General features: G+C 28.3%; 15 protein-coding genes. 12 read left to right on the forward strand and 3 right to left on the reverse strand.

Annotated elements, in window-relative coordinates; genetic code table 11:
• Positions 1–70: 70 nt before the first annotated feature.
• The 12 genes from FLAPXU55_RS06265 (at position 71) to FLAPXU55_RS06320 (ending at position 11,778) form a co-directional block, all read left to right on the forward strand.
• Positions 71–1,306, forward strand: coding sequence for a lipopolysaccharide biosynthesis protein (locus FLAPXU55_RS06265; protein WP_180857004.1), 1,236 nt, complete (start codon positions 71–73; stop codon positions 1,304–1,306).
• Between the two features lie 17 nt (positions 1,307–1,323).
• Positions 1,324–1,977: a class I SAM-dependent methyltransferase gene (locus FLAPXU55_RS06270; RefSeq protein WP_053473014.1), complete on the forward strand. Its 654-nt coding sequence runs from the start codon at positions 1,324–1,326 to the stop codon at positions 1,975–1,977.
• Positions 1,978–1,995: 18 nt separating this feature from the next.
• Positions 1,996–2,967 (forward strand): glycosyltransferase family 2 protein, encoded by a 972-nt coding sequence (locus tag FLAPXU55_RS06275; RefSeq protein WP_180857005.1) that lies wholly within the window; start codon positions 1,996–1,998, stop codon positions 2,965–2,967.
• A gap of 9 nt (positions 2,968–2,976) precedes the next feature.
• The gene (locus FLAPXU55_RS06280; RefSeq protein WP_180857006.1) at positions 2,977–4,245 is read left to right on the forward strand and encodes an O-antigen ligase family protein; all 1,269 of its coding nucleotides are present in this window, start codon (positions 2,977–2,979) and stop codon (positions 4,243–4,245) included.
• Positions 4,246–4,850: 605 nt separating this feature from the next.
• Positions 4,851–5,450, forward strand: a complete 600-nt coding sequence (locus FLAPXU55_RS06285; RefSeq protein ID WP_180857007.1) for an O-antigen ligase family protein — start codon at positions 4,851–4,853, stop codon at positions 5,448–5,450.
• The gene (locus FLAPXU55_RS06290) at positions 5,443–6,510 is read left to right on the forward strand and encodes a glycosyltransferase family 4 protein (protein WP_180857008.1); all 1,068 of its coding nucleotides are present in this window, start codon (positions 5,443–5,445) and stop codon (positions 6,508–6,510) included. Before FLAPXU55_RS06285 ends, FLAPXU55_RS06290 begins: the two co-directional genes overlap by 8 nt.
• On the forward strand, positions 6,507–7,637 hold the full coding sequence (locus FLAPXU55_RS06295) for a glycosyltransferase (protein ID WP_180857009.1): 1,131 nt from the start codon (positions 6,507–6,509) through the stop codon (positions 7,635–7,637). Before FLAPXU55_RS06290 ends, FLAPXU55_RS06295 begins: the two co-directional genes overlap by 4 nt.
• 102 nt (positions 7,638–7,739) lie before the next feature.
• Entirely contained in the window at positions 7,740–7,925 is a 186-nt protein-coding gene (locus tag FLAPXU55_RS06300) for a hypothetical protein (RefSeq protein ID WP_180857010.1), read from the forward strand.
• A 2-nt stretch (positions 7,926–7,927) separates the two neighbouring features.
• Positions 7,928–8,488, forward strand: coding sequence for a hypothetical protein (locus FLAPXU55_RS06305; RefSeq protein ID WP_180857011.1), 561 nt, complete (start codon positions 7,928–7,930; stop codon positions 8,486–8,488).
• A gap of 152 nt (positions 8,489–8,640) precedes the next feature.
• On the forward strand, positions 8,641–9,624 hold the full coding sequence (locus FLAPXU55_RS06310) for a UDP-glucuronic acid decarboxylase family protein (RefSeq protein ID WP_053473007.1): 984 nt from the start codon (positions 8,641–8,643) through the stop codon (positions 9,622–9,624).
• 19 nt (positions 9,625–9,643) lie between these two features.
• The gene (locus FLAPXU55_RS06315) at positions 9,644–11,011 is read left to right on the forward strand and encodes an undecaprenyl-phosphate glucose phosphotransferase (RefSeq protein ID WP_180857012.1); all 1,368 of its coding nucleotides are present in this window, start codon (positions 9,644–9,646) and stop codon (positions 11,009–11,011) included.
• Entirely contained in the window at positions 11,011–11,778 is a 768-nt protein-coding gene (locus FLAPXU55_RS06320; RefSeq protein ID WP_180857013.1) for a glycosyltransferase family 2 protein, read from the forward strand. The genes FLAPXU55_RS06315 and FLAPXU55_RS06320 overlap by 1 nt, the downstream gene beginning before the upstream one ends.
• A 293-nt stretch (positions 11,779–12,071) precedes the next feature.
• Here FLAPXU55_RS06320 and FLAPXU55_RS06325 read toward each other — a convergent pair whose 3' ends face one another.
• Genes FLAPXU55_RS06325 through FLAPXU55_RS06335 form a run of 3 tightly spaced genes read right to left on the reverse strand, consistent with a single transcriptional unit; the run spans position 12,072 to position 14,256 of the window.
• Positions 12,072–12,602, reverse strand: a complete 531-nt coding sequence (locus FLAPXU55_RS06325; protein WP_180857014.1) for an ORF6N domain-containing protein — start codon at positions 12,600–12,602, stop codon at positions 12,072–12,074.
• Positions 12,603–12,643: 41 nt separating this feature from the next.
• Complete coding sequence (locus tag FLAPXU55_RS06330; protein ID WP_180857015.1) at positions 12,644–13,954, reverse strand: phenylacetate--CoA ligase family protein; 1,311 nt, start codon at positions 13,952–13,954, stop codon at positions 12,644–12,646.
• Positions 13,954–14,256: a HigA family addiction module antitoxin gene (locus tag FLAPXU55_RS06335; protein ID WP_053473002.1), complete on the reverse strand. Its 303-nt coding sequence runs from the start codon at positions 14,254–14,256 to the stop codon at positions 13,954–13,956. Before FLAPXU55_RS06335 ends, FLAPXU55_RS06330 begins: the two co-directional genes overlap by 1 nt.
• Positions 14,257–14,258: the final 2 nt, after the last annotated feature.

The raw sequence follows: 14,258 nt of genomic DNA on the forward strand, positions 1-14,258 counted from the left end.
TTGAACTGATAAGAAAAAGAATGGACTCTATTATTGGTTATTAATTGTATTTATAGACCAATTGCTAATAATGAAAAAGAATACAATAATAGATTATCTAACGTATGGTTCAGGGCAGTTAATAAACTTAATTGCACCGTTATTAGTGGTCCCAAAAGTCATTTCTATATGTGGCATTGAAAATTGGGGAAAGATTGGCGTTGCACTATCTGTTTTTACATTATTGGGATTGTTTATTGATTTTGGGTCTAATATTCTGGGAGTTAAAGAAGTCAGTGTTCATAAAGAAAATTTTCGCATAATTCAGGAATATTTAAACACTTCGTTTGCGATTAAACTCATCAACTTTTTTATACTTTTTCTAGGTATCATCTTAACAAGTTTGATTTTTAATGATATTGATAAAAAGCTTTATTTATTAGCAATAACACTTTTATCTGGGCAGTTTTTTAATATTTCATGGATTTATCAGGGACTGGAAAAATTTGGTAGTATAAATAGACTTATATTCTTTTCAAAAATAATTTACGTCTTAGTAGTTTATCTTTTAATACGAGAGAAAGAAGACTATTTCTTAGTTTTATTTATACTAGGAACATCAAATACCTTAGTTTATTCGTTTTTTTTTATAAAAATATGGAAATCATATCAGCTGTCTCTTTTTAATGTTAAAATAGATTCAGTTATAAAACAGTTTAAAAATGAATATTCTATACTGATATCTAATTTTTCTATTGCAGCATATGTACAAAGCCCCATTTTAATAATTCAATGTTTACTTGGTGATTATTACGCCGGAATTTATAAAATTGGCGATATGATTCTCAACATTTTCCGAAGCTATTTATCTGTTTTTTTTAATGTTAGTTTTCCTAAATTTTGTGAGAGCTACAGTAAAAGCAAGAATGAAGGCATTTTATTCTTAAAAAAAATAAACGGCATTAATATTTCACTATTAATTTTTGGAATTGCAGTTATTATAACTGGCGGAGCTATTTTTATAAATTACTATACGATAGATAGTAAAATTTATAACCTTCTGGGTTTTTATTCAGGTTTTATAATAGTGCCAATTATTACGGCTTTAAATATTCCTTTTTATCAATATTTAATTTACAAAAATGAGCAGAAGTTATTATCTAAAATTTTATCTTTCGGCTCTGTAATGATGTTGATTTTAGGTTATTTTTTGACCTTATTTTTTAAATTACAGGGAAGTTTGACTGCCGTTTTTTTAATAGAAGCATTGATCACAACTTTGATAATACTATTTTGTATCCAGAAATACAAAATTAAGGACATTTAAATCAGTGGGTAAGCAATATGCAAGAATCTTATTTAGATAAAGAAAAAGGATATTTTTCAAATATTAGAAAAGATATTATTTCTTTTATAGGTACATCAAAAGATCAAACAATATTAGAAATAGGTGCCGGCACCGGCGCGACTTTATTAGAATTAAAAAATAAAGGTGCTGCAAAAATAATAATGGGATTTGATATTGTTGATGTTAATCAGAATAAAGAAAAATTTGATTCTTTTATTATTGGAAATATCGAGCAAGATAATGTTCCTTTCGAATTAGATTTTTTTGATAGTATACTATTGCCGGATGTTTTAGAACATTTAGTAGAACCGCAAAAAACAATTCAAAAACTAATTCCACATTTAAAAAAAGACGGTAATTTTTACATTAGTTTACCTAATATAAGAAATTTTGAAGTTTTTTATAAAATCTTTATCAAAGGAAGTTTTGAATATGCAGATGAAGGAATTTTTGACAAAACACATATTCGTTTTTTTTGTAAAAAAGATATGCTAAACCTAATCAATTTATTTCCTGAGTTAGAAGTACAAAAAATAGAATCAAATTTGAAACACCTTTCTTCAATGAAATCAACTTTAAACAAAATAACGTTTGGTGTTTTTGAACAATTTTTAAGTACACAATATTTTCTAAAAGTTAGACGAAATTAAAAACATATAACGCTGTTAATGAATAAGAAGGTATATATTGTTCTTTTAAATTATAATAATTCTGAGGATTCTATTGAATGCTTAGAAAGTATTTTAAAGTTACATTATACCAATTATCAAATTATTATTATTGATAATAGCGAAACATTGCAATATTTTGGAGAGCTGCAATTGTGGGCAGAAGGACAATCTTCATCGTTTCTAAATATTGATGAAAAGGATTTTTTATTAGAAAGTAAAAAAGAAAAAATACTTTTTGTAAAAGCTAAGGAGAATAAAGGTTTTGCTGCAGGAAATAATTTGGCGTTAAAATATATTTTAAATCAAAAAGAACGGGATTCCTATATTTGGCTCTTAAACAATGATACGGTTTTAGAAAAAAACAGCCTTACAGATATTATTTCTGAAATTGATAAGCAACACATTTCAAACTCAAAAGTTATTTACGGAACGGCTTTGTTAGAATATGATAATCCAGAGAAAGTTCAATCTTTAGGAGGTTTGTATCATTCAAAAACAGGATTAACATCACATTTGGGAGAAGGAATTTCGATTAATGAAGCAATTTTAAATTTTGACACAATAGTAGATAAAGCAAATTATCCTATTGGGGCTTCTATGATAATTAAATATCATGATCTGGAATCAATAGGATTATTATCAGAAGATTACTTTTTATTTTATGAAGAACTTGACTGGGTTTTTCGAGCAAAACAAAAAGGAGGAAGTTTAAAAATATTGCCGGTTTTTGGAATTTATCATAAACAAGGAAATAGCACAAAGTCAAAAATTAACGAACAAAAATCTAAGTTTATAGACTTGGTTACGATGAATAGCCGAATTACTTTTGCTAAAAAGTATAACCGAAAAAATCTCGGATTTATTTATCTATCGATTTTAACTTTAACGATTGGGAATAGAATTTGGCAGAGAAATTTTAAAGTGATTCCAAAGATTTTAAAAATGGTTTTTAGTAAAGCAAAAAATTAAAGCAATCAAATGAAAATTGATATTAGAAAAGTTTTTTTAGTGTTTCTGCCTTTTACTCAGGCACTAACATTGAATATTTTTTTTCCACTCAAAATATCTGAAATTGCACTTGTAATTTTACTGCTGTTCTATATCAATAAAAAAACGATCTCAAGAGACACGCTTTGGTTTTTTAACAATAATCTTATAATTCTATTAGTAGCGATTTTGGTGACGTTATCGTTTATCGTAAATATATATTGGAATTATCCTTATCCGCCAAAAGGATTTCCGTTTCGAATCAATAGGGTTGGAGATAGTTTTATTAGACTCTGTTATTTTTATTTGTGTCTGGCAGCTTATTTTATATCCTATAGATTATTTACAAAAGATATAAAAATTTTAGAAATATGGATTTTTGGAGCCATAATAGCAGCGGTCTATGGATGGTATTTATTTTTATCATCAAAATTAAACATACCATATTTTAAGCTTCCGGGAATTGAGGAGCCGCAAATGTTAGAAGGGTTTATTAGATCTAGTACTTTCAAAGAAGGTAATTATTTTGGATTGTTTTTATTACTATCGGCATCCGTTTCATTTTATTTAAAAAAAATGGTTCATGGCTGGTTTTTACTTTTTAGTGTTATTGTATCAATGTCTACAATTTCAATACTTTCGGTATTTATTTTTATTTTCTTTTTTTATAAAAAAAAGCTTCTGCAATTAAGTTTTCTTCTTAAAGTAATTCCAGTTGTAATTATAGGTATATTAATACTTATTCAAACTGAATTCTATCAAAAGTATGTATATGGAAAACTGTTTGATCCGACAAAAACGCTCACTCAAAATAATTTTTCAAAAGCAGACAGGATTATTACCGGAAATGTTGCTTTTTATTCTGGAATTGAGAATCCTTTTTTTGGAGTAGGACCTGCAAATTATGGACTTCATTACGATCATTATAATAAGTATAAAAAAATTGTCGTGAATAGAAATGCATATTTTGACCATTTTGCACAACGAAAAAATGAACGAGCCATTCCTAACAATGTATATTTAGAGGTTTTCTCAGAATATGGTGTAATAGCTTCAGTATTATTTATACTGTTTCTGTTTTTAATTTTAACGAAAGCTTATTATTTAAAAGAAGATTCGATTACAGCAGGTATAATTTGCATCATTTTATCTTTTAATGCATTTCCGTCCTTTATTATGCTTTTTATTTGGGTTTTTCTGGCAATACCTTTTGCTATTCATAGAAATAAATTAAACGAACAGAAGCTAATAACAAATTAATTTGGTCACTCAAAAAATATACTATTATGATTCAAGATATCTTTAAGAAATTTAAAATAGAATTAGCTTGTTTATTTTTCATAGCATTCTCATTTGTGTTTAAAATATCTTTGGCTACACCGGCTATTTTGCTATTGTTGCTTTTGAATGTTTCAAAAGTAAAAAACCAGAACAATAATTTAACCGTTAAATTATTAAGCCTGTTGTTTGGATCAATTTATGTTTTATACATTTTATCTTTCCTTTTTAATTATGATTCTTCCACGAAATTAATTGTCAGATCGCTCGGTTTTATATTTATTCCGGGAATGTTTTTAGTAAAAAAATTCAGTTTTGAGGAAATTAAATTTTTTATTTTTTCCTTTTTGCTTTTGCAGTTAATACATTTATTATACGTTGATTTTATTGTATTACAATATCAATTTTTTTCAGACTCTAAAAGCTTTGAAAACTTTACAGCTTTAGTAGAAAACAAGTTTATTCTGGAAAGACCTTATTTTTCTCTAAATTGTTTACTATCCATTTTTTGTATTAAATTTTTGCTGGATAATACAACAATTAAAAAGGTAATTCTTTATTTATTTATTGGTTTAATAATATTCACTTTGTTTATCATTGCAGCAAGACTTGCAATGGGAGTTTCTGTTTTGCTTTGCTTTTTTATCTTTTTAAAACAACGAAAAACGGTATACTTTGTAGGACTTGTGGGCGTTTTATTTGTTATGGTTTTTACTAATCAATATATAATCCAAAGATTAACTGTTGAAAAAGGAGAACCAAGAATTGTAATTTGGAAATGCGCAAAAGGAATAGTCGATGAAAAAACGTTTAATTATTTTACCGGAACATTTAGCAGTGAACAGGTTGATGCAAAATTAATAGATTGTTATAATTCAAAAGAAGTATTGAGCGGTCCATATTGGTGGATTGGAAAAAAGAATTTTAAATACAATACCCACAATCAATACATTTGGTACTTTGTTACGTATGGTTTCTTGGGACTTACTTTATTTTTAGGAATTTTTGGTGTTCAATTTTGGAACTTTATAAAAAATAAAAATGGGTATTCATTTTTTTTCATTTTCATTTTTTCATCCCAAAGTTTATTTGAAAACCTCTTAAGCAGACAACTCGGGATATATTTGTTCTTATGGTTTTGTTATCTCTTTGTAATTCGAACTGAAAATACTATTCAAGATGCATAATAAAATAGTTGTCAATGGTCGTTTTTTAACTCAAAAAGTTACGGGAGTTCAGCGAGTAGCTACAGAAATAGGTAAAAATCTGCAGCAGTATTATAATGAAGAAATAGTTTTTCTTTGCCCAAACAAACCCTTCTTAAACCCTGTTTCAGAATCATTAAATTGTAGAAAAATAGGTTACTTTTCAGGTTATTTTTGGGAACAAGTTGAATTACCCCTTTTTTTATTTCGGAATAAAGTTTCCCTATTAATTAATTTTTGTAATACAGCTCCAATTCTATTTAAAAAGAATGTGATAGTGGTTCATGACATGGCTGTAAAAGAGAACAAAAATTGGTTTAACTGGAAATTTGCTTTTGTTTACAACATATTATTTTATTTCAATTTAAAAAAAGCTTTAAAAATAATTACCGTCAGTAATTTTTCTAAAAATGAAATTTTAAAATTTTATCCAAATGTTGAGTCTTCAAAAATAGACGTTGTTTATTTGGCAAGTTTTTTTAGCTTTAATGAAGAAGTAAATCAAAAAGGCGATTATTTTATTGCCGTAAATTCATTAAATCCCAGAAAAAATATTAAGGTAATTTTAGAAGCTTTTAAAGCATTAGATCTAGATCAATGTAAATTAAAAATTATTGGCGATTCTTTTAATACTATATTTAAAAATGATCTTTTAGAATCTGATAGTTTGAATGTTGAATTTTTAAATGACGTTTCAGATATTGAATTAAAAAAACAAATGGAAGGAGCAAAGGCACTTATTAACGGTTCTTTTTACGAAGGATTTGGGCTTTCTGCACTTGAAGCAATGAGTGTTTCAACGCCATGTATTTTGTCAAATATTCATGTATATAAAGAATTATATAATGAAACAGCATTGTTTTTTGATCCAGGCAAACCTTTAGAATTAGCGAAAAAAATAAAAGATTTAATTGATTTAGAAAACTATACTGATCTTTGCAAAAAGTCATTAAAACTATCTCAAAAATTTAATTGGAAAATAACGTCAGATCATTATATTTCCATAATTGAAAATTTGAAAAACAAACAAGAACAACTTTGAAAAAAGCACTAATTAACGATTGGTATTATGTAAATGGAGGTGCCGAAAAAGTAATTCATTCCATTAACTCAATTTGGAATGATTTTGATCATTTTGCACTAATAGATTTTCTGAATGATGAAGATCGAAATTTCATTCTTCATGGAAAAAAAGCCAAAACAAGTTTCATTCAAAAATTACCAACAGCAAAGAAAAACCACCGTAAATTTTTGCAATTATTTCCATTAGCAATAGAACAATTTGATTTAAGCAATTATGATTTAATTATTAGTTCATCATCAGCTGTAGCAAAAGGTGTTGTAACAAAACAAGAACAATTACATATTTGTTACTGTCATTCTCCTATGCGTTATGTGTGGGATTTACAAGAAGAATATTTACAAGATGCCAATTTAAATAAGGGAATAAAAGGGCTTTATGCAAAACATGTTTTAAATAAAATAAAAAAATGGGACGTTGCAAATTCTAAAAATGTTGATTTTTTTATTGCAAATTCAGACCATATTGCCAAAAGAATAAAAAGGATTTATAATCGGGAGTCAATTGTAATTTACCCACCTGTTGATGTTGATTTTTTCCAGTTAGAAGAACAAAAACAAGATTATTATTTTACAGCATCACGTTTAGTTACTTATAAAAAAGTTAGATTAATTGTAGAAGCTTTTAATGAACTGCCTCATTTAAAATTAATCGTTGCAGGAGATGGACCAGAATTTAAAAAACTACAAAAAATAGCGAAAAGCAACATTAAACTTGTTGGTTTTGTTGATTATGAAATGCTTAAAAAATATATGCAAAAGGCAAAAGCATTCGTTTTTGCCGCCCAGGAAGATTTTGGAATAATTCCTGTTGAAGCACAAGCTTGTGGAACTCCAGTTATAGCTTTTGCAAAAGGAGGAGCTTTAGAAACAGTTCTTGAAAACATAACAGGGATTTTCTTCAAAGAACAAACAACTAAAAAAATTAAAGAAGCTATAATTGCTTTCGAAAAAACAGAATTTGATCCTAAAAAAATTCGGGAACATGCCTTGAAATTTTCTAAGCGGCGATTTGAAAATGAAATGAAAGAATTTGTCGAAACAAAGTTTAAAGAACATGGAAGGTTTGAACAAAAAAATATTTTTTAAAGTAAAAAACAGAAAAATATGTTAACAATATTTTCTTAAAGAATAAATTTTAACAGTAAATCAATTATTTTTAAAAACAATTAAAAGCATAAAAATTTAGACATGAAAAAATCATTTTCAATATTAATATTTTTTATTTCTGCAATGTGTTTTTCACAAATTTATGTGCCATATGGTACTGTATATGCTACTACAAATTCCAGTACAACAAGTAATATTGGGATTGCGGTTACTGATCCAAATGAGAAACTAACAATTGATGGAAATATAAATCTTATAAATCCGTAAATGTGTATCGAAAAATTGGATTTACAACAACAGATAGTTTTTCAAATGCTCAAACCAACAATATACCAATAGCAAATTATGGTATGACGATGAGCAAATTTGATAGTTCTAGCCCATCGCCAACAGTTTCATTCTCTGGATGGAATGGAATTAATTTTTATACAAATACTGCAGAAAGAATGAAAATAAGCAGTTCTGGAAAAGTAGGAATTGATGTAACTACTTTTCCGACAAATCCACTTTATGCCAACTATAAACTTTTTGTAAAAGGAGGTGTCTTAACAGATGAAATCCGCGTTAGTTTAAGTTCAAATGGAACTTGGGCAGATTATGTATTTTATGATAAGTATAAATTAATGCCTTTATCTGAAGTAGAAACTTTTATAGCAGCAAATAAACACTTACCAAATGTTCCATCTGCTAAACAAGTGAAAGAAGAAGGAATTAACGTATCAGAGATGTTTAGAATTCAACAAGAAAAAATAGAGGAGTTAACGCTATATATTATAGAACAGAATAAAAAAATAGAAGCACTTGAAACAATAGTAAAATCTAAGAAATAGTATAAAAATCATTCTTCTTTTTAAGAATCATTTGATTTAAAAATAGCATTTATATAATAAATAACTGCCTAATTAATTTTAGGCAGTTTTGTTTTTTATAATAGTTCTATAATTTTCAAAACACTTACATTTGCGTTGTATAAATAATCATTATGAAAAGAATACTTATTACCGGAGCAGCGGGTTTTTTAGGATCACATTTGTGCGATCGATTTATCAAGGAAGGTTATTTTGTTATCGGAATGGATAATTTGATTACCGGAGATCTTAAAAACATTGAGCATTTATTCAAATTAGAGCATTTTGAATTTTACCATCACGATATTACAAAATTTGTCCACATACCGGGTGATTTAGATTATATTTTACATTTTGCTTCACCGGCAAGTCCTATTGATTACTTAAAAATTCCAATTCAGACTTTAAAAGTTGGTTCATTAGGAACCCACAATTTGCTTGGTTTGGCGAGAGTTAAAAAAGCAAGAATTCTCATCGCTTCGACTTCTGAAGTATATGGAGATCCGTTAGTACATCCGCAAACTGAAGAATACTACGGAAACGTAAATACAATTGGACCAAGAGGTGTTTATGATGAAGCTAAACGTTTTCAGGAATCCATAACAATGGCATATCATACATTTCACGGTGTAGAAACCAGAATCGTGCGTATTTTTAATACATACGGTCCGAGAATGCGTCTGAATGACGGACGTGTTATTCCTGCGTTTATTGGTCAGGCACTTCGCGGAGAAGATTTAACTATTTTTGGAGATGGTATGCAAACCCGTTCGTTTTGTTATGTAGACGATCAGGTTGAAGGTATTTTCAGATTATTACATTCTGATTATGTATATCCGGTAAATATTGGAAATCCGGATGAAATTACAATTAAAGATTTTGCAGAAGAAATTATAAAACTTACTGGAACAAATCAAAAAGTAGTATATCATCCATTGCCTATAAATGATCCATTGCAGCGTCAGCCAGACACTACCAAAGCAAAAGAATTATTAGGTTGGGAAGCAAAAGTAAGCCGTTCTGAAGGAATGAAAATTACATACGATTATTTTAGATCACTTTCTAAAGAAGAACTTTCTAAAGAAGAACATAAGGATTTTTCGAATTACATAAAATAGTATATAGAAAAAACAATTTATGACGGTGGTTCAAACAGGAAGATACTCAAAATATATAAGGCCAATCAGTATTTTAATAGATCTGATAGTAATTGCTATTTTGAGTTTTTTTGTTTTTAAAGAATTAGTTGCAAATACTTTATTATTTGTCTTTTACCAATATTTAGGATGGAGCTTAATTGCTTTTTCTATAAAATTTTACGATGTATATCGATTCACACCACCAGTTGTAATTGCTTCAAAAATATTCCAGCAAACAATTCTGTTTCTTTTAATTGTAATTGCTTTTTTTCCATTTTCCAAGCACGCGATTTTTGAACAAAGAGCCATTGCAATATTTGCATTTTCAATCACAGTATTGATAAGCATTTTTAAGTTTTTGTTATTTTTTTATTTAAAAAAATACAGAATAATAACTGGAAGTAATTACAGAAATGCTATTATTATTGGGTTTACGCCAGAAGCAATTCGGTTAAAAGATCTATTTGAAACAAGAAAAGATTATGGCTATCGTTTTTTGGGATTTTTTTCAGATAAAAAAGAAAATCAAGAAGTTATAGGTAAATTAGAAGATTTAAAACCTTTTGTACTAGCAAATTCTGTTGATGAAATATATTGTTCTTTGCACGAAGTATCAAACAATTATCTGAAAGGACTAATTGATTTTGCTTATGAAAACAATAAAGGCATAAAATTTATTCCAGATACTAAAGAGATTTTCTCAAAAAATCTAAAAATAGATTATTACGATTTATTTCCAGTGCTTTCGCTGAAACAGACAATATTAAACGAGCCCGCAATTAAAATTTTAAAGCGTTTTTTTGATATTTTATTTTCTATTGTAGTTATTGTTTTTTTATTATCATGGATATATCCATTATTAGGAATTTTAATAAAATTAGAATCTAAAGGACCAGTTTTTTTTAAACAAGGAAGACCGGGCATAGATGAAAACGAATTTATTTGTTATAAATTCCGTTCTATGAAAATGAATAAAACAACAGAGAAAGAAGCTTCAAAAGATGATCCGCGCGTTACAGCAATTGGTAAATTCATGAGAAAAACAAGTATTGATGAGCTTCCGCAATTTGTCAATGTTTTATTAGGAGATATGTCAGTTGTTGGACCAAGGCCGCATCTTTGGTCACAAAATAAGGAATACGGAAAGAAGTTAAAAAAATATATAATTCGTCATTCTGTTAAACCCGGAATTACCGGATTAGCGCAAGTAAGCGGTTTTAGAGGAGAAATTACAACAGAAAGAGATATGGTAAACAGAATAAAATTTGATGTTTTTTATATTGAAAACTGGTCTCTTATTCTTGATTTGAAAATAATTTCTCAAACGATAATAAACATTTTCAAAGGCGATAAAAAAGCATATTAATGAACGATTTAGTATCTATTTTAACACCAACCTATAATACTGAAAAGTTCATTAGAGCCACTATAGAATCAGTTCAAAACCAGACGTATCAAAACTGGGAAATGATTTTGGTCGATGACGCATCAACTGATGAAACGGTTTCTATTATTGAAGAATTTGTTCAAAAGGATTTCAGAATTAAATTATTCAAATTATCTAAAAATTCAGGAAATGGTTTCGCAAGAAATGAAGCTTTGGAAAAAGCTACGGGAAAATACATTGCCTATCTTGATGCAGATGATTTGTGGTCTTCAACTAAATTAGAAAAACAGATTCAGTTTTTAAAAACAAATAATCAGCCTTTTACTTTTAGTTATTACGATTCTATTGATGAAGAGGGAAATAATTTAAAAAGAAGAGTAGAATCGCCAAATCCGTTAACGTATAAAGAATTGTTTTTTTGTAATTACGTTGGTAATCTTACGGCTATTTACGACACTGAATATTTTGGAAAAATCAAATTAGAATCTTCAGAAAAAAGGCAGGATTGGAGAATATGGCTTACGATTTTAAAACAATTAAAAGCGGTAGAAGCTGTACCAGAATCTTTAGCTTTTTATAGAATTAGAAAAGATTCTATTTCATCTTCAAAATTTAAATTGATAAAACACAACTTTGGTGTTTATCGAGATTTTCATGGTTTTAATTTTGTGTCTTCTGTTTTATTGATGATACAATTTTTATTTACTCAGCTGTTTATAAAACCAAGATATATAAAGAAAGTTTAAATATTCTCTCTAAGGTCGCAATTTGCGACCTTAGAGAATCACGAATAGAATTGGAGATCACAATTTGTGACTTCCAATTTTCAAATTAAGATATTTTGAGAGTCAATCATCGCAAAACTTGAAGTCACAATTTGCGACTTCAAGTTTTCAAGGTCACAATCTGTGACCTTGAAAATCTCGTTCAGAATTGGAGGACGCAATTTGCGTCCTCCAATTTAAACATAAAATCTTCGCAAAACTTGAGGTCACAAATTGTGATATCAAGTTCTGTCACAATTTGTGACCTTAGAGAATTATTTTTTATACCCAATCTTGATTCTTCCAACTTCATTTTCTTTTTTCTCAGTTAGTTCATCCAAATAGGAAAAAACTAATTCAATATTCTTATCATGATTCTCTAACTTCTTTTGAATCTGCAGAATATCAACTTTAATTTCCGTTGTATCCAAAAGCATTTGTCTCACTTTCGTGAAGATACGCATGATTTGAATATTGGTTTGAATTGCTTTGTCGCTTTTTAATACACTAGAAAGCATTAGTACGCCGTGTTCGGTAAATGCAAAAGGCAAATATTTTTGATGTTCACCTCTTCCTTTCTTTAAGATCACAATTTGTGATCTTAAAGAATTATGCTCAATTTCAGTAAGTTGAAACATAAAATCTGGCGGAAATCGAGATGAATTTCTTTTTACAGCCTGATTTAAAACTCTACTTTCTATTTCATAAAGTAAGGCTAGATCACGATCAAGCATCACTTTTTGACCACGGATAAAATATATTTTATTTGAAATTGTTTCTTCAGAAAGCAGAGATTGATCGTCCATAAGTTTTTATTAGAAAAACAAATGTAAGATTTTATTTATATTTATAAATAACATTTAAACTGTTTTAATTTCCCGCGATTGGATCTTTCTAAAACAGATTTTCTAGTAAAAGTGAAGTTCAAATTTGGTTCTAAATATAAATCGATGGCTTCTTTTATTTTTTGAATTTGTTCTGAAACCAATTCTTTTTCAGCAACATATTCAATTTCAAAAGTATCTAATTGCATTTGTTTGATGATAAATTCTTTTACATTTCCGTCATCCTCAATAATGCTTTTGGTTACATAATAAAATGTCAAACCAGGAGATTTTTTCCCGCTTGGTAAAATGGCAACATCATTTGTTCTGCCAATTAATTTTTTTAAGATTGGCTTTTGAGGGGTACTTTTTTCATCGAGAATTCCAATGTCGCCAATATCATATCTGATAAAAGGATTTGCTTTGTTGAATAAAGATGTAATTACAATTTTTCCTTCCGTTCCATGTGGAACAACATTATTGTTTTCATCTAAAATCTCTACAAAAAGAGTTTCAGCATTTATCTGCCATTCGCCTTGAGGATTTTCAAAAGCAATTAAATCCAGTTCAGAAGCACCATATTCACTAATAATCGGAATGCCGAATTGTTTTTCCAGTAGTTTTTTATCCGTTTCAAAAAGCATTTCGGAAGTCACAAAACAAGCTTTTAAAGTTGGACAGATTTCATTTAATATGATATTTTTGTGTTCTAAAAATTTGGCAAATAAAACAATTGAACTCGTATAACCATTGACATAATCGAATTTTTTCGATTTGAATTTCTGCAGAAATTTTTCTAAAATATCATCAGATAAATCAAAAACCGGAAAACGAAAACGATGCGTCAGGAAATCTTTCAAACGTTCTTTTTGATAACCAATAAAATCCATCGGAATACCATAAAAACGTGCCTGATACGAATGATTAAAATCAATGCCAAACCAGCCAAAACGCATAATGTTTGAAGCCCAAGTTAAAGCGTGCGAATATTTATCTTTAGCAAAAACAAAAGGTGTTCCGCTGGATCCGGACGTTTTGTTGAGGTAAATATTGCTTTTTGAATAACCGTTTGAAAGTCTTTCTTCAAGTGGTTTTTGTAAATTTTGTTTGTTCAAAATGGGTAAATCCTCCCAATTTTCGGCAGTAGTATTTCCAACTAATTCTCTATAAAAAGAGTTATTCTTTAAATGAAAATCAACAATTTCTTTCTTTTTACTTTCGAGAAACGAAACATATTCTTCTTCAGAAAAATGAACAATTTTATCCAATTCGGCTTTAGCTTTCTTTATAGGAAAACCATTTAATTGAAGGGAAAGATCAAAAAGGTGAACCATTAAACAGCTTCTTTTAAATCGTAACGTTTAATTGATTTCAATTCCTGACGTTTATTTGATTCTTCTTCTTCAATATCAAAATCGTCCTGAAGTCCCAGCCAAAATTTAGCAGAATTTCCAAAATAATGACTTAATCGCAGAGCAGTATCAGCAGTAATTCTTCTATTACCTTTAATGATTTCAGAAATCCTTGTTTGCGGAATTTTCAAATCTTTAGATAAACGATAAGGTGTAATATTTAGAGGAATTAAAAATTCTTCCGATAAAATCTCTCCTGGATGTATATTTTTTAATTTTTCCATTT

This window comes from Flavobacterium panici, assembly GCF_903819335.1.
GTDB lineage: Bacteria > Bacteroidota > Bacteroidia > Flavobacteriales > Flavobacteriaceae > Flavobacterium > Flavobacterium panici.

Excerpts from the sequence above, each read along its gene's own strand:
- FLAPXU55_RS06265 (WP_180857004.1), top strand. The coding sequence starts at position 71 with ATGAAAAAGAATACAATAATAGATTATCTAACGTATGGTTCAGGGCAG.
- FLAPXU55_RS06270 (WP_053473014.1), top strand. The coding sequence starts at position 1,324 with ATGCAAGAATCTTATTTAGATAAAGAAAAAGGATATTTTTCAAATATT.
- FLAPXU55_RS06275 (WP_180857005.1), top strand. The coding sequence starts at position 1,996 with ATGAATAAGAAGGTATATATTGTTCTTTTAAATTATAATAATTCTGAG.
- FLAPXU55_RS06280 (WP_180857006.1), top strand. The coding sequence starts at position 2,977 with ATGAAAATTGATATTAGAAAAGTTTTTTTAGTGTTTCTGCCTTTTACT.
- FLAPXU55_RS06290 (WP_180857008.1), top strand. The coding sequence starts at position 5,443 with ATGCATAATAAAATAGTTGTCAATGGTCGTTTTTTAACTCAAAAAGTT.
- FLAPXU55_RS06300 (WP_180857010.1), top strand. The coding sequence starts at position 7,740 with ATGAAAAAATCATTTTCAATATTAATATTTTTTATTTCTGCAATGTGT.
- FLAPXU55_RS06310 (WP_053473007.1), top strand. The coding sequence starts at position 8,641 with ATGAAAAGAATACTTATTACCGGAGCAGCGGGTTTTTTAGGATCACAT.
- FLAPXU55_RS06315 (WP_180857012.1), top strand. The coding sequence starts at position 9,644 with ATGACGGTGGTTCAAACAGGAAGATACTCAAAATATATAAGGCCAATC.
- FLAPXU55_RS06320 (WP_180857013.1), top strand. The coding sequence starts at position 11,011 with ATGAACGATTTAGTATCTATTTTAACACCAACCTATAATACTGAAAAG.
- FLAPXU55_RS06325 (WP_180857014.1), bottom strand. The coding sequence starts at position 12,602 with ATGGACGATCAATCTCTGCTTTCTGAAGAAACAATTTCAAATAAAATA.
- FLAPXU55_RS06330 (WP_180857015.1), bottom strand. The coding sequence starts at position 13,954 with ATGGTTCACCTTTTTGATCTTTCCCTTCAATTAAATGGTTTTCCTATA.
- FLAPXU55_RS06335 (WP_053473002.1), bottom strand. The coding sequence starts at position 14,256 with ATGGAAAAATTAAAAAATATACATCCAGGAGAGATTTTATCGGAAGAA.